A 25,478-nucleotide genomic window follows, 5' to 3' on the forward strand; every position below is an offset into this window, starting at 1 on the left:
ATGTGGTTATTAGAAAATATCGATATGAAAAAATCAAAGTACATACTACCTAGCTTATTTACTAGTGCTAGTTTGTTATTTGCCTTTTTAGCAATTATTGCAGCTTTCCAAGGCAAATTTATATCAAGTGCTGGTTATATGCTTTTGTCAGGATTTGCAGATGCTTTTGATGGGAGGATTGCACGCTACACACAAACTCAAACAGCGTTTGGCGCAGCATTGGATAGCCTAGCTGATGTTGTTTCTTTTGGAGCAACTCCGGCATTAGTGATATATTTTTGGAGTTTGCATAATATTGGTCCTTTAGGGGCGGCGATTTCATTTTTGTATTTGTTAGCAGTAGCTCTTAGATTAGCTAAGTTTGATACCCAGCAAGAGCCAAAAGAGCTTACAGAAGAAGGCTTAATAGAAAAAAGGCTATATTTTTATGGTATGCCGTGTCCTGCTGGTGCTGTTACTATTTCTGGACTTATCTGGTTGGGCCAAGAAACATTTGTAGGTGGCTACGCTTTTGTTACAGTGTTATTAACTTCATTTACAGCTTTGTACTTAGCTTTTATGATGATAAGTGATATTAAGTTTAGAAGCTTTAAGGATAGTGATGGCAAAGGTAATATTAGTAAATTATATGTAATCTGTTTTATACTTATAATCTTGATGTTGTTTACTATGCCTGAGAAACTCCTTTATTTAATAATGATAGGTTATGCACTTTCAGGACCAGTTTCTCACTATAAATATAAGAAAAAAACAGAAAATGATTATATTAATAAATCATCAAGTGTAGATGGTAAAAAAATAATCGATGCAGAATCTTAGTATCTTACTGTAAAGTCCGAATTATCCATAGGATTTCCTTGCTCACTTTCTATTTCAGCAGCTACACCACCTGGTTGTTGTAAGGGTCCTGCTTCGTTAGAGTACATATCTCTTTGAGTAGGTGGAGATGAAGCATAGCCAAATGAGTCTCCTTGGGAGTTTGAACATGATATTAAAGCAAAGCTTACTAAACAAAATATAAGAGATCTATAAGGTTTTTTTATATTTAACATTTTTTAATACTATAATTTTGTTGGGTAACTAAAATAATAGCAGAATTATTTATTAATATTAAACTATAATTTGATAAGTAAATTAAAGTATTTATAATTTATGTGAGTTTCCGTATAATATTCGTAGCATTTATAAAAATTATAAACATAAAATTTTTAGGGTAAATTTATGCAAGATAACTCGTTATCGTTGATTCAGTTAATATGGCACGCAAATTTTATTGTACAATTGATAATGTTGGCTTTGGTGGCTATGTCTGTTTATTCATGGGCTATAATGTTAGAAGTTAACGGTCGTGTAAAGAAATATAAACACGAACAAGCCAGGTTCGATAAGCTTTTTTGGGCGGGGCATCATATTCAAAAGCTATATGAATATTACTTACAACATAAAGAAAATATTTTCGGTAAGTCTATAATTTTTTGTTCTGCTTTGAGAGAGTATAATAACCTTAAAGATACTGGAGTCTTAAAAGGAGAGACAATCCTAGAAGGTATGGAAAGAACTGTAAGTATAGCTATATCTCAAGAAGCTAAAGAGTTAGAAAAAAAACTTCCAGCTTTAGGAACTATAGCTGCTGTGGCTCCATATATAGGATTAGTTGGAACAGTCTGGGGGATTATGTCGTCTTTTAATACTTTAGGTGGTGTGGAGCAGGCTACTATATCAGTAGTGGCTCCGCATATTGCTGAGGCCTTGATAGCTACAGCACTGGGCTTATTTGTCGCAATTCCTGCTGTTATTGGTCATAGTAGACTTTCAAATCAAGTCGATGATATTTTGTCTACTTATGAATCATTCCAAGATGATTTATGTATCTTATTGTTGAAAGAAGCACATAATAATAATTTGGTTAAAGAGCAGCACCAACACTGCAGTCAAGAAAGCTACTAAAGGCTTTTATTATGAAAAGAAGAAATAAAAAGTTTTTTAGGAAAAAAAGACCAATGATAGACATCAATGTAGTTCCATATATAGACGTTATGTTGGTACTATTGGTTATTTTTATGATTACTACACCTATTTTAACTCAAGGGGTTAAAGTAGACTTGCCTAAGACTAAGTCAGAAAAAATTCCCTCTACAGATAGTAAGCCAATAGTTGTAACTGTAAATAATCAAGGAGCGTATTTTGTTAATCAGGGGGTTAGTAATCCTAAAGCGCCATTAAAATCTAGAGAGCTTGCAAGCGTGGTAATTAATTTATCTAAACAAAATCCAGGAAAGCCTGTGTATGTAAGAGGTGATAGTAATGCAAACTATGGTCAGGTAGTAAAAGCTATGGCCCTTATTCAAAAGGCTGGAGTTGATAAAGTGGGGTTAGTCACAGAAGATGGCAAATCTTAATTATCGTAAAATTTTAGGATACTTTAGAAAACAGATAGATAACAATCCTTTTTTAATTAAGGCAGTAATTATACATATAGTTATAGTAGTGATGTTATATGTATTATCTTATATAAGTTTGCTTAAATTTGATTCTACTGTGAGGTTACAAGCACAGATTGTAGAGGCTTCTAAGCAGATGCAAGTTATACAAGCTACTTCTATAACAAGTGGTGAACTTAACAATCAGATTCAAACGTACGAACAACAGCAGCAAAAGCTACGTAAAATTAGAGAGGCTGTAGATAAAGCTAGAGAGCAAGCAATTATAAAAGCCAAAGAAGAGGCTAAACGCAAAGCTTCTGAAGAAAGACTAGCTAAAGCAGAGGCTGAGAGGCTTAGATTAGAACAAGAGAAAAAAGAACAAATCGAGGCTCAAAAAAAAGCTCAAGAAGAAGCTAAACGCAAGGCAGAAGCCGAAAAACTTAAGCTAGAGCAGGAGAAAAAAGCTAAGCTTGAAGCCCAAGAGAAAGCAAAGAAAGCAGCTAAAGAGGAAGTTGAACGTAAAGCTCGTGAAGAGAGATTGGCAAAAGCCAAAACAGAAGCAGAAGCTGCTGCGAAAAAACAGATAGAACAAAATCAAGCACAATCAGCAATAGCTAGTTATATTTCTGAATATCAAGATAGGGTAGGATCTAACTGGATAAAGGATTCGTGTAGAGGTATATATGATTTGCCTAGAGCAATAATTAGAAATGGTAGGTTTGTAAAGTTAACAGGAACTTCCGGTAACTATAGTTGTGATCAGTCACTTGTTGATGCGATAAAGAATACTACTCCACCAACCATATCAAATAGTGTGGCTAAGCAAACAATACAGAGTGAAAATATAAGCTTTATATTTAAGCAGTCGTAGTTTTAAGTAAGGAAATTAAGCAATGAAAAAGGTAATAGCAGTATTTGCAATATTAATGTTTTTAGTTTCTAGTTTACAGGCAGAGTTAGTAGCGGAGGTAACAACGGGAGTTATCAAAAAACCTCTAGTGTCACTGATTAGTAATAATGTAATAGATCAGTTTCCTCAAGATGTAAACTCAGTTGTAGTATCAGATTTTAACCATAATGGTAAGCTAAAAGGTAATGCCAGTATACAGTATGAAATAAAAGATAAACATGAAATTCCTTGGAAAAATATTAATGCTGACTATGTTGTATTTACTAAGTACACAAAAAATTCTTACAATAACTACACTGTAGAAGTACAGATTCTTAAAAGAAACAACACAGGTTACATACAGTCTGTAACTTATAGCAATATAAACGTTTCTTTGATGAGAACTTTAGCTCATAAGGTTTCAAATTATGTGTATCAAAAGATTACTGCAGAACAAGGATTCTTTTTAACTAAGTTGGCATATGTTAAGGTAACAAACCCTTATGCAAGATATGGTAGAGTTTATGAACTTATTATTTCTGATTATGACGGTTATAATAAACATACTGTACTAAAACAAACCGATAACCCTATAGCAACACCATCTTGGTCAAATGATAGTAAGTTTATAATATACTCTAGTTATAGCGGTGGTAGCATGGGCGTGTATAAACTTGAGATTGGAACTGGTAAGGTTACAAAAGTGACTAATTATAAAGGAATAAATAGCTCTCCAGCATATTCACCAGATGACAGTAAGATTGTTCTAGCGTTATCAAAAGGTTACTCAGAGCAGACAAATATATATATATTGAATTTAGTAACAAAAGCTTTAAAGCAATTAACTATAAATGGTATAAATACAGCACCTAAGTTTTCTCCAAACGGTAAGAGTGTGATATTTACATCAGATAGGGGTACAAGACCAAACATATATATCGCGCCTATTGATTCTAAATATCCGCAGTCTTCTATATTAAGTAGTAAAATATATCAAGGTTATGAGCCTAACTATACTTCAGATGGTAAGAATATCGTATTTATGTATCAACAAGCTAGATCAACAGGTACTCAAATAGCTAGTTTTAATTTAGCTAGTGGTGATATTACTACACTTACTAATGGTAAAGCAGATGCCTCACCAACAGTTTCCCCATTCGGTGATATGATAGCTTATATTACTACTAATTCAAAAGGACATAATTCTTTGGATATGGTATCATTAGGTGGAGAAAACCAATTTAGTGTTGAAAGTATTGGAGATACACAAACTCTTATTCAGTCTCCAAGTTGGTCACCTAAAAATTTTTAAGGCTAATAAATGAAAATGAGAGTGTTTTTATTATTTATATTTGTTTTACTTGGTGGATGTGCTTGGTATCAAGGACCAGAACTGATGCCAAATGCAAATGCTGACCTAAGTGGTTCTGAGCTTACTGAAACTGATGGGCCAGGCTTTATTAGCACCCTTGAATCTGCAGATAACCACGGTGGTAAATATGTAGATGATAGTGGGAATTATAATGTTACAAATTTTGATAATGTTACTTAAACTACGGGAGTATAAACTAATGAGAGATAAAATTTTAGGATTAGCAGCTATAAGTTCAGTTTTATTATTAGCTAGCTGTTCTAGTACTAGACCAGATAATAGCAATCTTATAAAGGATAAGTATGCTGGCGTTGATAGCTCACAGGCTTTAGAAATGTCTTCACAGATATTTGGTTCTGAGAATATGAGTTCAGACCAAGTAGAGAAGATGAAGCAAGAGTTGATGGAAATTAATTGTAGGTCAGTATATTTTGGCTTTGATAGTTATGATATAACAGACGATGCAAAAGCATGTTTAGACAAAACAGCAGATTATTTAGTTGCTCATCCAGACCAGCCACTTAAATTATCTGGTAACACTGACCCTAGAGGAAGCGAGAAGTACAACTTTAATCTTGGTCAAAAGCGTGGTGATGCTGTATATAAGTATTTGTTGTCAAGAAATGTAAATCAAGATCAAATGTGTGTAGTAAGTTATGGTAAATTAAAACCAGCTGCTGAGCCAACTCAATTTTATGATGAGTTTTGTGCAGGTGGGTTAAACGATGCATGTATCTACAAAGCGTCTGAAAAGGCTTACTATTTAGATAGAAGAACTGATCTTGACTTTGGTGTTAAATGTGATGAGTCTGATTCTTCTCAGCCAATAGCTCAAATGTAATTTAAACTTCAACTATTTTTTTCTATCAAATTGCTCTAAAATAACCCTCATAATTTTTTTATTTAAATAAGTGGTATGATTAAAATTCCTAAAATTGGTTTTGTAAGCCTTGGGTGTCCTAAAAATTTAGTAGATTCAGAACGTATAATTACTAAATTAAAAGCTGAAGGCTATGATCTTGTTGATAGTTATGAAATGGCTGATATGGTTATAGTTAATACATGTGGCTTTTTAAATTCAGCTATAGATGAGTCTCTAGAAGTGATTGGTGAAGCAATTGCTGAGAATGGTAAAGTGTTAGTAACTGGTTGTTTGGGTAATAAGGCTGAACTTATCAAAGAAAAACATCCAGAAGTTTTAAGTATCACAGGTCCACAAGATTATGAAAATTTAATCGAAGCTGTGCATACTCATGCGCCAATTTTTGCTAATGACTTTGTATCTTTGGTGCCTCCACAAGGGATAAAACTGACTCCAAGACACTATTCATACCTAAAAATATCAGAAGGATGTAATAATACTTGTACTTTTTGTATTATTCCAGATATACGTGGTAAGCTAAAAAGTCGCTCTATCGATAATATAATGAAAGAAGCTGAGAAGCTTAAAAATGCTGGAGTTAAAGAATTACTTGTGATATCTCAAGACACTTCTGCATATGGTGTTGATATCAAATATAAATCTGGTATTTGGAGAGATAAAGAGTATCAAAGTAATATTTTAGATCTTGCTACAGCTTTAGGTGATTTAGATATTTGGACAAGGTTACATTATGTTTATCCGTATCCTCATGTGGATAAAATTGTACCACTTATGGCTCAGGGGAAAATACTGCCTTATTTAGATGTGCCTTTACAGCATTCATCACCAGAAGTTTTAAAGAGAATGAAGCGTCCTGCACATACGCAAAAGACTTTAGATAGAATAAACAAATGGCGTGATATTTGCCCAGATATAACTATTCGTAGTACTTTTATTGTTGGTTTTCCAGGTGAGACAGAAGAAGATTTTGAGCATTTATTAGATTTTGCAGAAAAAGCGCAGCTTGACAGGGTAGGTTGTTTTAAATATTCTGAAGTTGAAGGAGCTAAGGCAAATGGTTTTGATAATCTTATTTCCGAAGAAGTTAAACAACAACGTTTAGATGAGTTTATGGGGTTACAAGCTCAAATAAGTGCTGATAAGTTACAAAGTTTTATAGGTACAGAGCAGCAGATAATTATAGATTCTATTAATAAAGATGAAAATTATGCTATTGGGCGAACTAAATATGATGCTCCAGAGGTTGATGGTCAGGTAATCGTTGGCGATGCAATTGAGAGAGGTTTAAAAGTAGGAGAATTTGCTACGGTTGAAATAACAGAATCTACCGAATATGATCTTATAGCTGATTAGCCCTATTATTAAACCTTTTTAATATCAATTAATTTTGTTTTGCTAGTTTTTCATTAATTTTATTAAGTATAATAGTTGCATTAGCTTTGCTATCATCTTTAATATAAATAGCTGATTGATCTTTATTATCTTTAGCGGATTGGACTACAATATTAATAGAGTCACCACTAGGAGAAACAGCTTTAATTTCAGATTTTTTCTGATCAACTGTTTGCTCTGTAGTGGTATAGTTATTTTCTTTTAATACTTCTTGAACAGCTGAAAAGACAGTATCTCTACTTTTTGCATATGCGTTATAAGCATCTGGGTTTTCCATCCACTCATATGCTAAAGCTCCAACTGCAACACTGGCTAAAACTAAACCTGTAACAGCAACAGCTTCAGCTGTGCATGATGTAAGTGCCACAGAAGCTGCTAATAGTGTAGCTATTGTAAGTAATTTTTTCTTCATCATAATTTTCCCTCGCTATTATATTGTTTGTATAAATTAAAAGTCTAACAAATTCATTATAGCAAGCTGTTGCTATATTCTAAACTATTTTTATTTATTTATATTGACAATAATGTCTAAATTAGAATATATTGTTTAAATAGTTGTTTTGAGTATGAAGAAATGCGTGTTGAATTAAGATCTTATAGTGATATCGCACAAGCGATAAGTAAGCTTCTTTATCCTTTTGCTGAGGTTGTTATTCATGACCTAAGTAAAAATAGAATAGAAGCAATATTTAATCCTATATCTAGAAGAGAAGTCGGTGATTCATCATATTTAGATCATATAGATTTTAAAGCTTATGACAAATTATTATCTGTAATTGGTCCTTATGAGAAGCTAAATTATGACGGACGGAAGATGAAATGTATTATTACTGTTATTCGAGATGATAAAGGTATCGTAGTAGGAGCATTATGTATAAATTTAGATGTTTCTGTCTTTGATAAGTATCGAGCTTTAATAAATATGTTTTTGCCAGATGATGGTAATCAAATAGCAAAAGATGAACAAAATCTATTTAAGGATACTTTATATGAAAAGATAAATGGTTTTGTACAAAAATATTGTATAGATAAAAACTTGTTGTTAGATAATTTAAATCGTGCACAAAAAAAAGGTTTAATTTTAGAGCTTAAAAATCAAGGAGCGTTAGATGGTAAAAATGCTAGTTATTATATTGCTAGGGCATTAGGTATTAGTCGAGCAACGGTTTACAACTATCTCAAATAAAACTTTAAAGGAGAAAAAATGTTGATTATATTAGGAGCTGTAGTGGGTTTTGTGGCTAGTTTTATATCTACACTGCTTGGCGGTGGAGCTGGATTGATAGCAACACCAGCTTTTTATTATATTATTGTTCATATATATGGTCCAAGTTATGCAATGCAAATAGCATTGGCTACGTGTTGCGGTATGTCTATATGCTTGAGTTTGATAGCTACTTATAAGCATCAACGTAAAGGAAATATTCAGTTTGGAGAGCTAAGATATTATTTAATAGCTTTGGCCATAGGTGCTGTGATAGGAGGATTAATTGTTAAGCATATAGATACGATTTTATTAAAGCATATTTTCTCTGTGATACTTGTATTAAGTGGTATCTGGATGATTTTACATAATGATAGTAAAATTGTGAAGCTACCATCAAAAATTGCCTATCCAATCTGTGGGGTTTGTGGTGTATTAAGTATACTTGCTACTTCCACAACATTTGTGACTATGTTTTTTATAAAGATAGGTGTGGATATAAAAAAAGCCATTTCAATTGCAAGCGTGTGTGTAGTTATTAGTTCAAGCATTGCTACTGTTATGTTGGTGTATGGTATTAATGTCGATGTGCCTAATACATTTGGTTATTTGAGTATACCTTTGCTTTTATCGGCTATTCCATTTTCTGTAGTTGGTAGTTTATTAGCAGTTAAATACTTAGGGATAATATCTCCAAGGTTATTAAAGATGCTATTTATTGCATTGATGTTTATATCTGCGGTAGTTATGGTTCTATAAAGGTTTGAAAATAAAAAATTTTATTGTATACTTGTATTCCTTTGGAGAGGTGTCCGAGTGGTTGAAGGAGCACGCCTGGAAAGCGTGTATAGCTTAACAGCTATCGAGAGTTCGAATCTCTTCCTCTCCGCCAGTTTACAGCGCTCGAACTTTTTGGGCGTGAATTTTTAAATCTACAAACTCCCCTCTGAACCCCAGTATTCATAGGCTTTAGCGCGTTTTAGTCGTCCGACACATACGTACCTAGAGAATCGTAAAATCACCGATTTCACCCCAAAATCTCCCTTTTTGATCTCCGTTTCTCCGTTAGATGCGAACGTCCGACCCGAAGGTACGCATGTCCTGAACCCTTGATTTTACTGGGCTTTTGAAAATCCGGTCTCGAGGTTCGTTATTGGGGCGGAGAATGGCGTATGTACCCGTAGAGCGAGAATTTTCTGCTGAAATGCACCTAATACCAATTGAAATATATAAGACTGTTGAATAAATAGTAGATTTTTTGAGATTATCATAATTTTTTGCACTTTTGTGCTAGATTAGCAAATATTAGTACCTTTGTGTTCTATAGCTGCTGTTTTGGCAGATATAGATACACTTATCCTAGTTAACCCATCAAATTGACTGCCTTTAGCATGTTAAAACAACAAGCTTTCATCAATGCTTGTGCATGAACTTTTACCGTTGAAAAGTAACTAGCCCTAGTAAAGTTAAACTTTCTCTTTAATGTTCCAAAGCATTGCTCAACTTTATATCTGGTTTTTGGTATAAGAATATTCCTTAATTTCTGCCTTTTAGTTAAAGGCTTATTCTTAACCGCCTTTTGAAGTATTCGATTCTTAATTTTCTTATTTTTAATAGCTCATTATTTTTAGCATCGTAATACGCTTTATCTGCAAACAATCTTTCTGGTGATACAAGTTCTAGTAGCGTTGCTAACCTATGTCCTTCATATACTTTAGCTGATTCTGTATGGATAGCCTGTATAAATCCATACTCATCGTCTACACTTGTAAAAACCTTATATCCATAATGACTTTTACTACCTTTCTTAAGCCACTGTGCATCAGTATCTTTGCCATAGGCAACTTTAGTATATTGAGTTTGATCTTCTTTTCTATCTTCTGGTGGGTTATCTATATATTTTTCAGGCCTACCAGCAGATTCAACAAGAGTAGCATCTATTATTGCTCCTTTAGCATGAGATATATTTAAACCTAAATCTGTCAGCTGTTGATTCAAATTATTTAGCAATATTGATAGCTTGTTCTTACGAATTAGTAGGTTTCTAAATTTACAGATACTACTATAATCTGGTAAATCACCTGTAGGAGTAAAACCTGTGAAATATAAAAAATCTAAACGCAGTCTTAAACTATCGGATAGCTCTCTGTCACTTAGGCTATACCATTGGCCAAGTAACAACAACTTAAACATCATCACGCTATCGTAACTCGGTCTGCCTAGATTATTACTATCTTGAACATATATACCTTTTAAAGCCTTTCTGAAGTAATTAAAGTCTAAAAGCTTATTTAATTTTACAAACTTATTATCCTTACCTAACTGAAGTTACGGACTTTTATCTAAACGGCTATTTTAAGTAACTCACCTTACGCATGTTACTTATGAATTTCTAATTTCATATAGTTGCTTAAGAGCAATAGCATTAGATCTAACCAAGAGCTTATATTTCAGAGCGGAGTGGTTTAGTAGACCTCTTGCATAACCGATCTAGAGCTCGAAATTATAAATTCCAGCAATCAAATTAAACCTCAAACCAAATCTTTTTCTTCTGTTTCTATAACGATTGGCAATAATTTTAAATCGCTTAACCATGCCGATCACACTCTCATTTAGAACACGTTGACTAGATAGTTCACATTTAGCAAGTTATGCAAGAGGTCTATTGGATATTTAACCCCTCATCAAAAAGGAAATTTATTAGAAAATGTGGCTTAATTTGTCTACAGACTTATTTGACCATTACAAATATAAATAACTCAAATTTATTGTACTCTATCAGAGACAAGTAGTACACCATTATTTTCCACCGATCACAAAACACTGTGTTTCAAAAAGTATACTCTAAATGGACATAATTATAGAAAAAAATTAACTCAAGAACTTTTGTTAAACATTTGGCATTATCAGGGGATAATAAAAATGCAATTAAAAATGGAAAATTTGAGTTTAGACTTTATCTAACCTCACAATTAAGCTCTTTATGTAAGGATGGAAAATTTTTCAATACTGAGAGTAAATGTGTCTCAACTAACGTCATGAATTACCTAACTAAACAGTTAACTCTACAAATATTTAGAGTATATATTTAAGTTAACAAAGAATTATAACTTTAGAAATCTATGCAACTAAAATGTGGTGATTTTGCTATATCACCTCTATCTCAAAACACTAGCAATTATTTAATTTTTACATAATGTTGATTATTAATTAACATCTATTATCAATTAAACTGTATATAATAGATACTGATGAAGTTGTATTATATAAACTATAAGGTAATTAAAATCTTTCATCATTTTAACAAGATTAAGATGTTTGTTAAAAAATAGGAGAACACAAGATGATACTTTTTGAGAAAATTGACAAATTAATAGAATCATTACCTGAGGGTTCTGAGCAGCATATACGTGCGGTGGTTTTTTGGGTACAGCTTCGTGATGATGTGATCTATCCTTTTCTTTCAAAAGCAATTGAATCTGATCAATTTCAATTTGAAATGAATTCTAAAGTAATCCTAAAACTTCACGCTTTAAAGGAAGAGTGTGGTTTGGATTATAAATTGTGTAATGACTACACTTACAAGCTAGCTACTTTAATCGTCAACGATTTTAACTCTTCAAAAGAACCTTATACAGCAGAAGCTTTTCTGACTATGGAAAAAGATAAATTCTTTTATTTATACGAGGCCCACATTTACGATTACGGTAAAATTACGATACCGAAATTTACTTGTAAAGATAAAGTTAGTGTTCAAATAAAGAAACTGGAAGCTAAACGCCGGATCACGGAGTCTCCAAAAATTTTAAAAGCTGGCGAGAATCAAAAATATGGTGACTTATTCAATCTTTTACAAGAAAGCCACTTTTCTGATATATATTTTTTTAAAGAATGTATACCAGTAAAGTCTAGTAAATTCGATAAATATGGACCTAATATGGGATATATAAGTTGTATCCAAGATGGTAAAACAATGATAAAACCAACATCATTAGAAAATGTATTAAAAGATGCTGACACTCTTCTTGTCTTAAACCATTATGATCTTGATTGTGACCAAGAAACCTTATTATCAACTCGAGCATACATTAGGAGAAAATGTAAAGTAAATCGGAAAGTAGGGATAATTGAAGCAAAAAATTTTGATTATATTACAACTCATTTATCCTATAATAAAAATATAACCATTAGAGGATTAAGTCTAATGGGTCATTGCGGTATGGGTAACGACCTCATTTGGTCAAGTGAGCAAATTATAGAATTTATGAAAGCTTTCTCAACAACACGAGTTCATTTTATTGGCTGCCATACTAGTAATATGGATTTAACTCATAATCATAATACAATGTTACAGTTATTTGCAGTAATGCAACCAATGCTAAAAAATAGTAAAATTATAAACCAAATGCCAACAATACAAACAAAATTCAGAGATTTTGGCAAATCTAATTCTTTTAATGATCTCAGCCTCCAAAAACCAGACAATCAATGGAATAACATAAATAGTAATTATAGAAACACATTCAATTATTTGCAACAAAATGAACAAAATATCAATAATATAAAAAATAGAGATGTTCTAAATAAAGTAGATACAACAATAAGTAAAACGTTGTCAGAACAACTTAAGCTATCTGATTTTAAAGATTTAGATTTTAAAAAAAGCTTACATAGCCACCTTACGCATTCTCAAAACATAAATATCCCAGAAGATCAACTTTGTGCTAGTGAAAAGTTAGTTATTGCTATGATAAGCAACAAGCTGAGTGGCTCTGTTAAAGGTTATACCTTACAATGTAATGTTCATCTAAACACGGGTAAGCCAATTAATACTCGACAATTTCTTTTTAAGGATTACAATAAATTTGATACACAAGATGAATTAAGTAAACAGAAAAAACAACAATTTGTGAAAGGCTTCAATAAAGGTTTTTACAATCCCAATTTTAATCAAGAAAATAACTTCAACCCCGCTAAAACAACCAGTCGAGCTAGCACTTATGTTATAAGTAAAGATGGTGATACTATATCGGCATACTCTGAAAATCCAATTAAGTTTGAAACATTCCCTATGTGCCCAAGTTGTTATGAGTTTATTGAAAGTAGTAATCACGAGTGTGATATCATATAAAGTGATCTACCCCGTCAATTTGGGACAGTTTACTTCTTCATTTTCTATTATATATTAGACCTCTTGCATAACTTGCTAAATGTGAACTATCTAGTCAACGTGTTCTAAATGAGAGTGTGATCGGCATGGTTAAGCGATTTAAAATTATTGCCAATCGTTATAGAAACAGAAGAAAAAGATTTGGTTTGAGGTTTAATTTGATTGCTAGAATTTATAATTTCGAGCTCTAGATCGGTTATGCAAGAGGTCTAGTGAAGTTTTTATCTTGAGCATTTCTAGTTTACAAAAAGCCACTAATGAGCAAAAAATATGATTTCTTTGTAGTAGCTCAAACTTGATCTGACAGTCACCAATTAATTTGAGACTGAATTTATTTCTAAACTAGTGTCAGATTTATCAAACATATTACCTAAATTTTTCTCTTTTGCCAAAGGTTTTGAGTCAATAAAAGTTTTCATAGGCGTTTTTCCATAACAGTGCTTACCAGAATGTGGTCTATCGTTATTGTAATAATCCAGCCATATATCAACATCTTGCTGAATCTCCTCAATCGTTGAATAAACCTTTTTTCTAAACATTGTCTCATAACATTCATTTTTCATAGTTTTATGAAATCTTTCACAGATACCATTAGTTTGAGGGGAGTTAGCTTTTGTTTTAGTATGGTCAATGTCTTCTATGCTTAAGTACATCTGGTAGGAATGATTCTCCAGCTTTCCACAATATTCCGTGCCTCTATCTGTTAATACTCTTAATAGATCTATTCCATGTTCCTCAAAGAATGGTAATACCTTATCATTAAGCATATCAGCAGCTACTATTGCATTTTTTTCTGTATATAACTTAGCAAATCCTACTCTAGTATACGTATCTACAAATGTCTGTTGATATATCTTACCTATACCTTTTATATACCCTACATAATAGCTATCTTGAGATCCTAAGTAACCTGGATGATGCGTTTCAATCTCACCAGTAGCAACCTTTTTAGCTTTTTCTTTTTCTAAAGCTTGTAATTGAGCTTCTGTAAGTATAAAGCCATCTTGAGCTACTTTGGTCTCTAGTGCTGTTAATCGCTTCTTAAAATTCTCTAAGTCATGTCTAAGCCAAATAGATCTAACTCCACTTCCTGAGACTAATATTCCTTGCTTTGCTAATTCATTTGATACTCTATGTTGTCCATACGCCGGATATTCATAAGCCATATTAACTACTGCTTGCTCAATATGTGCCTCAACTCTATTTTTCTCTAATGGCTTCTTACGGGATATTTCTTGTAAAGCTAATTCTCCACCATTATCGTATAACTCTTTAAAGCGATAGTAGCTGTCTCTTGAGTAACCCATCACTTTACAAGCTTGCTTGACATTACCTAATTGTTTTGCTAATTCTAACAGACCTAATTTGGGTTTGATTATCTTTTGAGATGCATTCATTTTATTCTTCCTTAATTTGACATCTTATTTTATACACAATGTCAGATTAAGTCAAAGCTATTACAATTTCTTTGAGTTTTCTCAACTTTAGTTGGTGATGCTGATAAAGAAGTATTTTGCTTAATTGATTTATGATAAACCTCTATTTGCCATCTTTTTTGATAGTCATGATATAACTGATTAGAATCTATTTCTAAATCATTTGTTACAAGATATAAAATTCCTTTTGCACCGTTCTCGTTTATGAAAATCTTTTTTGTTAAAAGGACAGGGAAATTCATATCTTTAAGCCATATCTTTAAAGATTCTCCATCAGCAATATCAAGTTCAGAGAGTTTAATAAAATCCTTACTCTTTCTAGCATAATCACTCAAGGCAACAACTCTATTTGACTTCATACCAAGTATGAATTTCTTCGATAATGTGTGATGTATGAAATTCATATTATCTTTAGAGCAAAACCAGCTATCTGCCAAAATATATTTAAACTTAACATGATTAATAACTGCTCGATTTATCATGTTTTGAAACATTTGGTTTTTAGTAACTTTAGATCTTCTTTTATACCGTTTATCTTTTTCATCATAATATCGCTCATCCTTTTTCACTATTTCATAGTCTATTGGAATAGATAAATTTGATGTACTAAGCATACATGAGACTAGGTTCCATGAACAAAAAATCATCTCAGCCAAATAAATGTACTAGCTAAAGCAATAAAGCCTAAAAAAGCTGAGCAAGTTTTGTCAAACCTGGAGAAAACTCTTCTAAAATGCTTAATTATAGAGAAGAAATTCTCTATAAGATGCCTTTCTTTATAAATATGCCAGTCAACACTATGATCTTTTGTGTAGTTTTCTCTAGCAGGAATCACAACAGTATTGCCATTTTCTTTGAGAAACCTTACATTTTCATCTGAGAAGTATGCTTTATCAGCTATGACATAAGAGTCTTTAATACCATGCAAAAGCTCTTGAGATGGAACTATATCATGTATATTACCAGCAGTTAGAATAAATCTAACTGGATTTCCTAAAGCATCTGTAAGAGCATGTATCTTAGTAGTAAAGCCTCCAACACTCCTACCTAAAGCATGAGTTTTATTAAATCAACAGTCTTTCAAATTACATGCTAAGTTGCATATTGTATAAATTAGCATAGGCTCCACCCAGAGCTATTAAATCAGCATGAGTGCCTTGCTCAACAATTCCACTATCAGTTAAGACTAAAATCCTTTGTGCATGCCTTACTGTTGACAAACGATGCGCAATAACAATGGTTGTACGGTTAGTCGCTAATTTTTCCAAAGCATTTTGTACAGCTTTTTCACTTTCATTATCCAGAGAACTGGTTGCTTCATCGAAAATAATGATAGGTGGATTTTTTAAGAAAACACGTGCAATACTTAATCTTTGCTTCTGTCCTCCTGACAACTTGACTCCCCTTTGTCCGATATCTGTGTCGTATCCATTATGTAGCGCCATAATAAAATCATGCGCATTTGCTTGTGTTGCGGCTTCAATGATTTCTTCATTACTTGCGTTTGGCCTACCATAGCGAATGTTTTCTAGCACTGTCCCTGCAAAAAGATAAGTATCTTGTTGCACAATGCCTATATTTTTTCTTAATGATCTTTTAGTAATATGCTTAATGTTGTTACCGTCTATCAGAATTTCACCATTGTTAGCTTCATAAAACCTAGGGATCAAGGAACATAAAGTTGTTTTTCCGACGCCTGAAGACCCAACTAAAGCAATATATTCACTAGATTGAATGTTAAGAGATAAATTATTCAATATATGATTGTAATCTTCCTTATATTTGAAGCTTACATTTTTAAACTCTATATTTCCCTGAACATTCGTTAACTCTCTAGCATTAGGGCTATCTTTTATATCAGGCTCCACCTCTAAAATTTCCATAAATCTTTCAAAGCCAGTTAGCCCTTCTTGATACAACCGGATAAAATTGCCAAGCCTTTTTATTGGCTCGATCAGTATGCCAATATAAAGTAGAAATGTTAGTAAATCAGCCAAATCTAAAGTTTTCTTTACAATGCTGGCAGCACCGAATATAACAACAACAATCATCATAAGATGCGTGAATGTTTCCAGGCCACTATAAAAATAAGCCTCACTCTTATATCCATCTTTTCTACTGTTTATAAATGCTTGGTTTGCGAATGAAAATTTATTCTTTTCAATTTCTTCATTAGTAAATGATTTAACAACCCTAATACCAGAAAGAGAGTCCTCTACTTGGACATTAATATTGCCAATCTTGTCTCTACTTTTTCTTAAGGCAGCATGCATTTTATTGCTAAAGTAATACCCGTATACCCCCATAATTGGAAGAAAACTCAGTGCAACTAATGCTAATTTAATGTTAATACAGAGCAGAATAATAAATGCGCCAATAAAATTTAGCGCAGATATAACAATATCCTCGGGGCCATGGTGGTACAATTCTGAAATATCAAAAGAATCATTTGAGATTCTAGTCATTAATTCGCCAGTTCTATGCTCATCATAAAAATTGAAAGAAAGCTTTTGATAATGCTCAAATAGTTCATTACGCATATCACCTTCCATCAAAGCGCCCATTATATGCCCCTTATAACTCACAAATGCTTCACATATTGTGTAAATCGCAAGTAGAGTAAGCATTAGTCCGCCCATGAAATAAATATCATTCAGAGCATTTGGATTTTCAACTTCCAGTAAATTTTTGGTGATATATCTGACGCAGAATGGCAGTGCAAGCGTAATTATCGAAACAATAGCAGCACAAGCCATATCAGCATAAAACAACCTCATATAAGGCTTGTAATATGAAAAAAATTTCTTTATTCGTTTGTTCATAACCCCTCTCACCTCAATTTCTTCGTAAACCACAGCACCAAGTCATCATCAAGCTGATAGCTATTGCCAGGTATTGCTGGTTGGTAATTGTATGTAACGCCTTTTCCATCAGGGATATATCCACGTTTCACATAAAGTCTTTGAGCTGCTCCATATCCGCCATCTGCACCTGCATATAGGCCAACCCCGATGCCCACAACTTCGCTTTTTGTTGCAGCGGCTTTTTCCGCCGTATCAAGCAGCAAAGAGCCTATGCCCATTTTTCGGTAGGCCGGCAATACGTTTAAATCGCTAATCTCTGGGATGTTTTGCGCTTTAAATGACGGATATAGTGATTGCCATTTCAAGGTTATGTAACCGGCAAATTGATCATAGACGTGAGCCACCCAAACGATTCGCGCGCCTATCTCTTGTTCCTTTAAATATTCTTCAAAAATGGATGCTGGCTTATTCCAGCCGATTTGGTTAAAAGCCTCAGATATAAGTGGGATATGATTTGATGATAGTAATTCACAAGTTACAAAGCATTTCTCCATAAGGAAATTTGTCAGTTCTATATCACGAATTCCCACCGTTTGTTGCTTTAGCACTTGAAATCCTTTGCTAGCAAAAAATGCTCTGGCAGTAATGCTAACTTCTGCATAAATGCGCGGCAATAATTTTTCTCTCGCTTCCATCTCGATTTCACGCATAAGGGCCGTGCCAACTCCAGCACCTTGAAATTCATGATGGACATAAAAGCAATCGATATGGCCATTTGGCTCAAATTCTGCAAAGCCAACTATCGTACCATCTATTGTTGCAACAAAAGGATTTAGTTTTGCACATTTTTCTTGCCAAGCAGCATAATTATCATAGTATGGGGCCCATGCATTAAGCTGCTCTTTAGTATAATCCTTGGCATTGACTGTATGTACAGTGTTGTAAAAAATACTAGCAATATGTTTGGCATCCCCATCTTGATAGCATCGCACTTGAACCTTTCTTTTTTCATTCATTTTGTTTAATTCTCCCAAAATATGACTTATAAGTTCGCGAATATCAGCGCATCGATCCGGATGGTCTTTAGAGTTTGATCGCTTAAGAAGGTCAAGCAACGATGATAAATTTAATAAATGTGCAGTTGTGTGCCAATCGGGAGGCAATTTGATACCATCTTTTTGCAAGGCATCTATAAATGAGTTCTGGAATTCAGGCGGCATTTTATGGGCGTATCTGAGCATGTTAGCCACATCCCAAAGGTAAGACCCAGAAAAAGCAAATTCCCAGTCTAAAATGCCGGTCACAACCCAAGAGCCGTTAATTTTATCTACCAAAATATTGGCCGGATCAAAGTCACCGTGAACAAGATGCTTCTCATCACTATTGGGAAATAAAGATGCGTGCTGATCTATAGCTTCTTTGATTTCAGCAACCACCTCAGGCGATAGCACAGATAATACGGTTTTATCATTCAAGCAATCTTGTGCAAATTTGATGACATCGGAGGATTCGTATGCAATCACTTCCAGCTCTTTATTTAAGAAGCCAGCTTTTGGAAATTCATAAGCTGTAATTTTTGAGAGAATCATACCCACTTCACTCATGATTGCACTCAGATCATGGGGTGTATCACCCAGTAAAAGATCTCTAAGAGGTACGCCAGTCATAAACTCTGTAATGGCAAAATGATGCCCTTCAAGTTCGCCTATATAGTGCGTAAGAGGTATGAGAACGTTTGCTTTTAATAATACAGATAGCTTTTGTTCTCTGTAGGCCGCATCTTTGTCGCGCAAATAAACACGTAAAATCAGTGGGTGCTTTTCATTTTCCAACTGAATTTTAAAATTAAGATTGGCGCAGCCACTAGCAATCAATGCATGCGAAATGAGTTTTGTATCGGGATAAGCAAGGCCTAGAATGTTCTCTATCGTGCCTTCTGGCAGTTGATATGTGACACTTGTTTTTTCCCAATCAACTTTAAACATTACAAGCTCCGCTTTAAAAAGATGCAGCTAGAATTTTGCGTATACCCCGGCCTTTCAAAATCACTTACGTATCCTAATTTTTCATAAAATGTTTTAGCTCTCTGAAAGCTCATTGTTGCAACGGTTGCCATAGAACATCCTGACCTGCGGCCATAATCATGAACAGCCTCCATCAATTTGTGGCCTAAACCATTTTTACGATGAGTCGGATGTACCCACAATTGATCGGTGTAAATGCTGCCGAAAATCACACTGCCATTGCATCCCGCAATAATTTGGCTCCTCTCATCTCGAATAAAGAATGCGAAAGGATGAGCTTCACCAAATTCAGGTGTTTCTTGATTGATTTTTTGCGTTAGAAAATCGATGTCTTCACTTGCAGGTGTGGATGTGTATTGAATGTTTACTGAAGATTTCATGCCTCCTCCTCCATTTGATCGTCACCCAAAAATCCACCAACCTGAGCATCCCATAGGCTTTTGTAAAGCCCTGCTTTTGCAAGAAGCCCGCTGTGAGCGCCGTCTTCTACGATCTTGCCTTTGTCAAAAACCAGGATGCGATCCATATGCAGCAAGGTTGATAAGCGATGGGCAATGACGATTGTGGTTTTCCCCCTGCCGGAGGCGTCAGTCTGACCTTGCATCAACTCCCATAAGGATTCTTGGATCAAGCTTTCTGTTACAGAATCAAGTTGGCTCGTTGCTTCATCAAGGATAAGAATTGGGGCGTTCTTGAGAATCGCTCTGGCGATTGCAATACGTTGACGCTGGCCACCGGAAAGTTTAACACCTCTTTCTCCAACGAGTGAGTCATAACCTTGGGGTAATGTGGAGATAAAATCATGAGCGTGTGCTTTTTTAGCAGCTTCAATCACCTCTTCATCGGTGCTATCTGCTCGGCCGTAACGAATATTTTCTATCAAGCTTCTATGAAACAATGATGGGTCTTGGGGAATCATAGCGATATTTTCTCGTAAAGAGTCTTGGGTTACATCCCTGATATCTTGACCATCAATCAAAATAGCGCCATCAGTTACATCGTAAAGGCGTAGGATCAAATTAACGAAAGTAGACTTACCACCACCGGAATAGCCTACAAGCCCAACTTTCTGACCGGCATTAATTTCGATGGATTTATTCTGAAAAAGAGGCTCAGTGCCCTTGTAATGGAATTTGACTTGATCAAAAGCTATTTTGCCTTGTCTGCAATTTAAGGTCGTGGCGTTTGGCTTATCTGAATGCGTAATTTCGCTTGTTTCTAGCAAAGCTATCGCCTGATCCACTGCACCCCAATTAGCTATAAAATCTCTTAGCATATGTGAGAGTTGATAGAGTGTGTTAATGATATTAAAATTTATCATAATCACAAGCGCAAAATCACCCGGACTGACAATCCCTTTTTGATAACCAAAAATAAGAGCAGCTAGAAAAGATAGTGCATAAAGTGATGTGAGTATGCCCAAAAAACCATATAACCAGGTGTGATAAAAACCGCCTTTTTCAGCTATATCAACAAAAGGTTTTTGCAGTTTGAAAAATCGCCCTTGTTCAAAAGTTCTGGCGGCAAAAAGTTTCACGCTCATCATATTGCTCAGATAGTCTGCAGCCAGACCAATTATTTTAGATTTTTCCTCCGCATATTCTTTATTGAGCCGCATGCTTTTCTTCATGGAAACCAGGGTGATAACAAAAAATAATAGAACCCAAGCTCCCATACTTAGTGCAAAAATAGGTGCAACTGAGGCAAGCAGCCCTAATGAGATCAGTATTAACAGAATGAAATACATAAATGGGTTAATGATCGTAAAAATCAGATGTGGCAAGTGTTGAAATGCATCATTTATTTTCGATGTCAAAGAACCGGAAAGCTGATTTTGAAAAAAGCTATACGGATATTCATATAGCTTTGTCATAAAGGTTTCGGCTACATTTAATCGAAACTTAGCTGTATATTTTGTGATGCAATAGTCGCTCATCGTCCATACACTCACCAACATAAATTGAAGTAAGGCATAGAATATGAATACAACCCATAGATTTCCTTGCTCAGCTCCCGAGACAATATCAATAAACAGCTTCACTAAAAGCGGCTTTAAGGTATTATCAACTGTGATCAAGCACATCGCTAAAAAGATGCCAAACACATACTTTTTATAGGGCCCTATATTTGCGATGATGAATTTAAGTACGCGCATAGAATTTATTATGACCCCCAGGATGTTCCAAAAGATTTGCCACCATCAACGGTAATGCATGCTCCTGTTATATAAGACGAATGCGCATTTGATGCGAGCAACAATAAAGCGCCATCCAAATCTTGTGGAGTTGCAACGAAGCCCATAGGGATCTGCCCAGCAAACTCTTGTCGTTGTTGATCAGTACCCAATTTGTGATCTGTCATAGGAGTATGAAAAAGACCGGGGGATATAGAATTAATTCTGATTTTATGCCTTGATAACTCGGTCACCAAAGATTTTGCCATATGAATCACAGCCGCCTTAGAGGTTGCGTAAGCTGTTGCTTCTTTATAAGGAAAGGCATCTCCGTTAATGCTGGCAATATTAATAATAGACCCATGAATGTCATGGTTTTTCATGTGGTTTGCCACTGCCTTAGTGACGTACCACACGCCCATCAGGTTCGTTTGAACAATGGACTCAAAGTTATCATTATCATCTTCTTCAAAAACAGGAGTAAGGATAGCAATTCCGGCGTTATTAACGCAGATATTAATCTTCTCTCCGGCTTGCTCTAACTCAGCAAAACAACTTTTTATGGATTGTTTGTCCGATACATCCATCTGGATGGCCTTCGCGTTATTAAGCTCAACAGCCAAGTCGTTCAACTTATGAATCCTGCGAGCGGCCAAGATCACACGTGCGCCTGCACCAGATAGAGAGCGGGCAAATTGCTCCCCAAGACCACTGGAAGCCCCGGTGATGATGGCTGTTTTCCCATGTAAATCAAAAAGTGTCGTCATTTTATTCAAATCCAAAATTATTTTATTGCTCCTCATGCGCAGCTTTATCTTGACATACTTTGCTGTTTTTATGCAAATATATTCTGTGCGTAGACAGTATGTTTCGTGTAAAATAATTGTTTAAAGGAGATCATTTACATGTATCAGCACAGAGTCACTATCAATCCACAACATGCACCAAGCAATTAATCGGAGATTATTCATATGAAAAAGTCATCAAAAACTAACTGGATCAACATGAACGAAGTGTCAGGCTTCTTGCTCTATTCTGCTTATTTTGCCTGGAAGCGCAAGATTGAAAGCACGTTATTGCCTCATGATCTCACTCACGTTCAGTTTATGCTTTTAATGACATTAGGGTTTTTGAAAAAAGATGGGGCGGATGTATCGCAAAATGACCTCGCCAAGTTTTTGAGCTTTGATGTGACCATGACGTCTCAGGTGTTGCGTGCCCTGGAAAAAAGAGGACTTTTGAAGCGCTCCCAAAAAGAAGGTGATGAACGGTCTAAGTTTTCTGAGCTTACAGATGCCGGTGTAGCTAAAATCCAAGGCGCAGCAAAAGATCTCCTTGCAGCTGAAGAATCATTTTTCAAAAGTTTAGGGGAAAATAAACAAGGGTTTGATGAGCATTTGCGCGGCATTTTACAACAACAAACAGCGGACGGGGCATGAGTAAAATTATTTTCTTAAACGGGTGTGGTTCTAGCGGTAAAACTTCCATTGCAAAGGCCATTCAGCACGAAAGTACCGATCTTTGGCTAAGTTTCGGCGTTGATACATTCATTGATATGATTCCCTTCGGAAGACAAGAGCCATACTTAAAATTTATTCCAGGGCAAAATGATCGCGACCCCACAATGTATGTCGAATCTGGGCCAGAAGGCGTGAAGCTATTTAGCGTTATGCCGCAGTTTACTGAAATGCTAGCTACATACGGAAACAACCTCATTATCGACGAAGTGATATTTGATGAAGAGGCCTTAAAAGCGTATGTTCAGCAGTTAAAGAGTCACACAGTTTATTATATCGGCGTTTTCTGCGATCTAGCAGTTATGCAAGAGCGAGAAGTTTTAAGACGAGATCGTTGCATTGGTCTATCAAATGATCAGATCGATAGAGTACATCAAGGTGTTTTGAATTCATATGATTTTAAGGTGGATACAACTGCTATCTCTCCTTTTGAAGGGGCGCGCAGAATGCTGAAGTTTGTGGACGATACCCCTGCGCTAAAAGCCTTCCAATCATTAGGAAAGCAGGAGTAGATCATGGCCATCACGTTCGAAACACTACATGAATCACATTTTCCGTTATTGCTAAAGTGGCTGGAAACGCCGCACGTCAAAAAATGGTGGGATCAGGATGTGACATATACGCTGGAGTTGGTGAAAGAGAAATTTGGTAAACACATCCATGGCCTTGCTCTTTCAAAAAATTCAAACCACAAAACATATGCTTACATCATCTGTGTGAACAAAGAAACGATAGGTTATACACAGGCTTATAATGCCCGTGATTTTGCGCAAGAGAATGGCTTAAATTTAAGCGCTATTTCTGGCTCTATATGCGGTGTAGATTTATTTATCGGAGAGCAACAATTCTTACACCAAAGATGGGGAGCAAGAATTTTAAATGAATTTGAAAGCCAAGTACTAACGCATTTTGATTGGTGCCTAATCGATCCAGCAAAAGATAATCTAACCGCAATTAAAGCCTTTACAAAAGCTGGGTTTAAAATATTTGAGCAATTTCAAACAGAAGCTAATATTTGGATGATTAAAGAATTATCATCATCTGTAATAGCTTTGACTTAATCTGACATTGTGTATAAAATAAGATGTCAAATTAAGGAAGAATAAAATGAATGCATCTCAAAAGATAATCAAACCCAAATTAGGTCTGTTAGAATTAGCAAAACAATTAGGTAATGTCAAGCAAGCTTGTAAAGTGATGGGTTACTCAAGAGACAGCTACTATCGCTTTAAAGAGTTATACGATAATGGTGGAGAATTAGCTTTACAAGAAATATCCCGTAAGAAGCCATTAGAGAAAAATAGAGTTGAGGCACATATTGAGCAAGCAGTAGTTAATATGGCTTATGAATATCCGGCGTATGGACAACATAGAGTATCAAATGAATTAGCAAAGCAAGGAATATTAGTCTCAGGAAGTGGAGTTAGATCTATTTGGCTTAGACATGACTTAGAGAATTTTAAGAAGCGATTAACAGCACTAGAGACCAAAGTAGCTCAAGATGGCTTTATACTTACAGAAGCTCAATTACAAGCTTTAGAAAAAGAAAAAGCTAAAAAGGTTGCTACTGGTGAGATTGAAACGCATCATCCAGGTTACTTAGGATCTCAAGATAGCTATTATGTAGGGTATATAAAAGGTATAGGTAAGATATATCAACAGACATTTGTAGATACGTATACTAGAGTAGGATTTGCTAAGTTATATACAGAAAAAAATGCAATAGTAGCTGCTGATATGCTTAATGATAAGGTATTACCATTCTTTGAGGAACATGGAATAGATCTATTAAGAGTATTAACAGATAGAGGCACGGAATATTGTGGAAAGCTGGAGAATCATTCCTACCAGATGTACTTAAGCATAGAAGACATTGACCATACTAAAACAAAAGCTAACTCCCCTCAAACTAATGGTATCTGTGAAAGATTTCATAAAACTATGAAAAATGAATGTTATGAGACAATGTTTAGAAAAAAGGTTTATTCAACGATTGAGGAGATTCAGCAAGATGTTGATATATGGCTGGATTATTACAATAACGATAGACCACATTCTGGTAAGCACTGTTATGGAAAAACGCCTATGAAAACTTTTATTGACTCAAAACCTTTGGCAAAAGAGAAAAATTTAGGTAATATGTTTGATAAATCTGACACTAGTTTAGAAATAAATTCAGTCTCAAATTAAT

General features: G+C 34.7%; 25 protein-coding genes, 1 tRNA gene and 5 pseudogenes. 17 read left to right on the plus strand and 14 right to left on the minus strand.

From position 1 onward, the window contains the following. Entirely contained in the window at nucleotides 1-819 is an 819-nt protein-coding gene (locus tag FRA_RS01860) for a CDP-alcohol phosphatidyltransferase family protein (protein WP_035721345.1), read from the plus strand. Here the strand turns inward: FRA_RS01860 and FRA_RS01865 are convergent. Next, nucleotides 816-1,052, minus strand: a complete 237-nt coding sequence (locus tag FRA_RS01865) for a hypothetical protein (protein WP_035721348.1) — start codon at nucleotides 1,050-1,052, stop codon at nucleotides 816-818. The two genes, FRA_RS01860 and FRA_RS01865, sit on opposite strands and share 4 nt — an antisense overlap. A gap of 169 nt (nucleotides 1,053-1,221) precedes the next feature. On the opposite strand from FRA_RS01865, the gene tolQ reads away from it, so the two are divergent. The 7 genes from tolQ to rimO all read left to right on the plus strand — a co-directional run bounded on the left by tolQ (nucleotide 1,222) and on the right by rimO (nucleotide 6,920). After that, entirely contained in the window at nucleotides 1,222-1,947 is a 726-nt protein-coding gene (tolQ, locus tag FRA_RS01870; RefSeq protein WP_035721351.1) for a protein TolQ, read from the plus strand. Between the two features lie 11 nt (nucleotides 1,948-1,958). Beyond that, entirely contained in the window at nucleotides 1,959-2,399 is a 441-nt protein-coding gene (gene tolR, locus FRA_RS01875) for a protein TolR (protein WP_035721355.1), read from the plus strand. After that, the gene (gene tolA, locus FRA_RS01880; protein WP_035721358.1) at nucleotides 2,386-3,294 is read left to right on the plus strand and encodes a cell envelope integrity protein TolA; all 909 of its coding nucleotides are present in this window, start codon (nucleotides 2,386-2,388) and stop codon (nucleotides 3,292-3,294) included. Before tolR ends, tolA begins: the two co-directional genes overlap by 14 nt. A gap of 22 nt (nucleotides 3,295-3,316) precedes the next feature. Beyond that, nucleotides 3,317-4,624: a PD40 domain-containing protein gene (locus FRA_RS01885; RefSeq protein WP_035721369.1), complete on the plus strand. Its 1,308-nt coding sequence runs from the start codon at nucleotides 3,317-3,319 to the stop codon at nucleotides 4,622-4,624. A 9-nt stretch (nucleotides 4,625-4,633) separates the two neighbouring features. Then, the gene (locus FRA_RS01890) at nucleotides 4,634-4,864 is read left to right on the plus strand and encodes a hypothetical protein (RefSeq protein WP_035721372.1); all 231 of its coding nucleotides are present in this window, start codon (nucleotides 4,634-4,636) and stop codon (nucleotides 4,862-4,864) included. A 19-nt stretch (nucleotides 4,865-4,883) separates the two neighbouring features. Continuing rightward, nucleotides 4,884-5,525, plus strand: coding sequence for an OmpA family protein (locus tag FRA_RS01895; protein WP_209451682.1), 642 nt, complete (start codon nucleotides 4,884-4,886; stop codon nucleotides 5,523-5,525). A 75-nt stretch (nucleotides 5,526-5,600) separates the two neighbouring features. Further along, a complete protein-coding gene (rimO, locus tag FRA_RS01900) occupies nucleotides 5,601-6,920 on the plus strand; it encodes a 30S ribosomal protein S12 methylthiotransferase RimO (RefSeq protein WP_035721375.1) in 1,320 nt (439 codons plus the stop codon). A 28-nt stretch (nucleotides 6,921-6,948) separates the two neighbouring features. Here rimO and FRA_RS01905 read toward each other — a convergent pair whose 3' ends face one another. Further along, nucleotides 6,949-7,374 (minus strand): DUF3568 family protein, encoded by a 426-nt coding sequence (locus FRA_RS01905; protein WP_081835944.1) that lies wholly within the window; start codon nucleotides 7,372-7,374, stop codon nucleotides 6,949-6,951. 159 nt (nucleotides 7,375-7,533) lie between these two features. On the opposite strand from FRA_RS01905, the gene FRA_RS01910 reads away from it, so the two are divergent. From FRA_RS01910 to FRA_RS01920, 3 genes are all read left to right on the plus strand, one after another. Beyond that, nucleotides 7,534-8,145 carry a helix-turn-helix transcriptional regulator gene (locus tag FRA_RS01910; RefSeq protein ID WP_035721381.1) on the plus strand — a complete coding sequence of 204 codons (612 nt, stop codon included), beginning with the start codon at nucleotides 7,534-7,536 and terminating at the stop codon, nucleotides 8,143-8,145. Between the two features lie 18 nt (nucleotides 8,146-8,163). After that, nucleotides 8,164-8,922, plus strand: coding sequence for a sulfite exporter TauE/SafE family protein (locus FRA_RS01915; RefSeq protein ID WP_035721384.1), 759 nt, complete (start codon nucleotides 8,164-8,166; stop codon nucleotides 8,920-8,922). Nucleotides 8,923-8,965: 43 nt separating this feature from the next. Continuing rightward, nucleotides 8,966-9,055: transfer RNA gene (locus FRA_RS01920), tRNA-Ser, on the plus strand. A 471-nt stretch (nucleotides 9,056-9,526) separates the two neighbouring features. Here FRA_RS01920 and FRA_RS01925 read toward each other — a convergent pair. The 4 genes and pseudogenes from FRA_RS01925 to FRA_RS01940 all read right to left on the minus strand — a co-directional run. After that, the gene (locus FRA_RS01925; protein WP_321174139.1) at nucleotides 9,527-9,778 is read right to left on the minus strand and encodes a transposase; all 252 of its coding nucleotides are present in this window, start codon (nucleotides 9,776-9,778) and stop codon (nucleotides 9,527-9,529) included. After that, complete coding sequence (locus tag FRA_RS01930; RefSeq protein ID WP_464110841.1) at nucleotides 9,718-10,173, minus strand: transposase; 456 nt, start codon at nucleotides 10,171-10,173, stop codon at nucleotides 9,718-9,720. The genes FRA_RS01925 and FRA_RS01930 overlap by 61 nt, the downstream gene beginning before the upstream one ends. A 90-nt stretch (nucleotides 10,174-10,263) precedes the next feature. Next, nucleotides 10,264-10,419: pseudogene (locus tag FRA_RS01935) on the minus strand (transposase); the annotation flags it as partial. A gap of 234 nt (nucleotides 10,420-10,653) precedes the next feature. After that, nucleotides 10,654-10,797 (minus strand): annotated as a pseudogene (locus FRA_RS01940) (IS5/IS1182 family transposase); the annotation flags it as partial. 709 nt (nucleotides 10,798-11,506) lie between these two features. On the opposite strand from FRA_RS01940, the gene FRA_RS01945 reads away from it, so the two are divergent. Both FRA_RS01945 and FRA_RS01950 read left to right on the plus strand, forming a co-directional pair. Then, nucleotides 11,507-13,294: a hypothetical protein gene (locus FRA_RS01945; RefSeq protein WP_035721387.1), complete on the plus strand. Its 1,788-nt coding sequence runs from the start codon at nucleotides 11,507-11,509 to the stop codon at nucleotides 13,292-13,294. An 86-nt stretch (nucleotides 13,295-13,380) separates the two neighbouring features. Further along, nucleotides 13,381-13,524: pseudogene (locus FRA_RS01950) on the plus strand (IS5/IS1182 family transposase); the annotation flags it as partial. A gap of 123 nt (nucleotides 13,525-13,647) precedes the next feature. On the opposite strand, the gene FRA_RS01955 reads toward FRA_RS01950, so the two are convergent. The 8 genes and pseudogenes from FRA_RS01955 to FRA_RS01990 all read right to left on the minus strand — a co-directional run bounded on the left by FRA_RS01955 (nucleotide 13,648) and on the right by FRA_RS01990 (nucleotide 22,573). Next, nucleotides 13,648-14,730, minus strand: coding sequence for an IS481-like element ISFw3 family transposase (locus tag FRA_RS01955; protein ID WP_035719039.1), 1,083 nt, complete (start codon nucleotides 14,728-14,730; stop codon nucleotides 13,648-13,650). A gap of 65 nt (nucleotides 14,731-14,795) precedes the next feature. Next, nucleotides 14,796-15,398, minus strand: a pseudogene (locus FRA_RS01960) (transposase); the annotation flags it as partial. 14 nt (nucleotides 15,399-15,412) lie between these two features. Beyond that, a pseudogene (locus FRA_RS01965) lies at nucleotides 15,413-15,823 on the minus strand (IS5 family transposase); the annotation flags it as partial. A 31-nt stretch (nucleotides 15,824-15,854) separates the two neighbouring features. After that, nucleotides 15,855-17,591 (minus strand): ABC transporter ATP-binding protein, encoded by a 1,737-nt coding sequence (locus tag FRA_RS01970; protein WP_035721416.1) that lies wholly within the window; start codon nucleotides 17,589-17,591, stop codon nucleotides 15,855-15,857. 8 nt (nucleotides 17,592-17,599) lie between these two features. Further along, nucleotides 17,600-19,558 (minus strand): GNAT family N-acetyltransferase, encoded by a 1,959-nt coding sequence (locus tag FRA_RS01975; protein WP_081835946.1) that lies wholly within the window; start codon nucleotides 19,556-19,558, stop codon nucleotides 17,600-17,602. Next, nucleotides 19,558-19,977, minus strand: a complete 420-nt coding sequence (locus tag FRA_RS01980) for a GNAT family N-acetyltransferase (protein ID WP_035721419.1) — start codon at nucleotides 19,975-19,977, stop codon at nucleotides 19,558-19,560. Before FRA_RS01980 ends, FRA_RS01975 begins: the two co-directional genes overlap by 1 nt. Then, nucleotides 19,974-21,752 (minus strand): ABC transporter ATP-binding protein, encoded by a 1,779-nt coding sequence (locus FRA_RS01985; RefSeq protein ID WP_035721422.1) that lies wholly within the window; start codon nucleotides 21,750-21,752, stop codon nucleotides 19,974-19,976. Before FRA_RS01985 ends, FRA_RS01980 begins: the two co-directional genes overlap by 4 nt. Nucleotides 21,753-21,760: 8 nt before the next feature. Next, nucleotides 21,761-22,573, minus strand: coding sequence for an SDR family NAD(P)-dependent oxidoreductase (locus FRA_RS01990; protein ID WP_321174140.1), 813 nt, complete (start codon nucleotides 22,571-22,573; stop codon nucleotides 21,761-21,763). Nucleotides 22,574-22,741: 168 nt separating this feature from the next. On the opposite strand from FRA_RS01990, the gene FRA_RS01995 reads away from it, so the two are divergent. The 4 genes from FRA_RS01995 to FRA_RS02010 are packed head-to-tail and all read left to right on the plus strand — an operon-like array spanning nucleotide 22,742 to nucleotide 25,477. After that, nucleotides 22,742-23,209 carry a MarR family winged helix-turn-helix transcriptional regulator gene (locus tag FRA_RS01995; RefSeq protein WP_051686802.1) on the plus strand — a complete coding sequence of 156 codons (468 nt, stop codon included), beginning with the start codon at nucleotides 22,742-22,744 and terminating at the stop codon, nucleotides 23,207-23,209. Next, entirely contained in the window at nucleotides 23,206-23,799 is a 594-nt protein-coding gene (locus FRA_RS02000) for a chloramphenicol phosphotransferase CPT family protein (protein ID WP_051686803.1), read from the plus strand. Before FRA_RS01995 ends, FRA_RS02000 begins: the two co-directional genes overlap by 4 nt. 3 nt (nucleotides 23,800-23,802) lie before the next feature. Next, on the plus strand, nucleotides 23,803-24,348 hold the full coding sequence (locus FRA_RS02005) for a GNAT family N-acetyltransferase (protein ID WP_035721427.1): 546 nt from the start codon (nucleotides 23,803-23,805) through the stop codon (nucleotides 24,346-24,348). Nucleotides 24,349-24,394: 46 nt separating this feature from the next. After that, a complete protein-coding gene (locus FRA_RS02010; protein ID WP_035719039.1) occupies nucleotides 24,395-25,477 on the plus strand; it encodes an IS481-like element ISFw3 family transposase in 1,083 nt (360 codons plus the stop codon). Nucleotide 25,478: the final 1 nt, after the last annotated feature.

The organism is Allofrancisella heilbronnii, assembly GCF_000710735.2.
Taxonomy (GTDB): Bacteria; Pseudomonadota; Gammaproteobacteria; order Francisellales; family Francisellaceae; genus Francisella; species Francisella frigidaquae.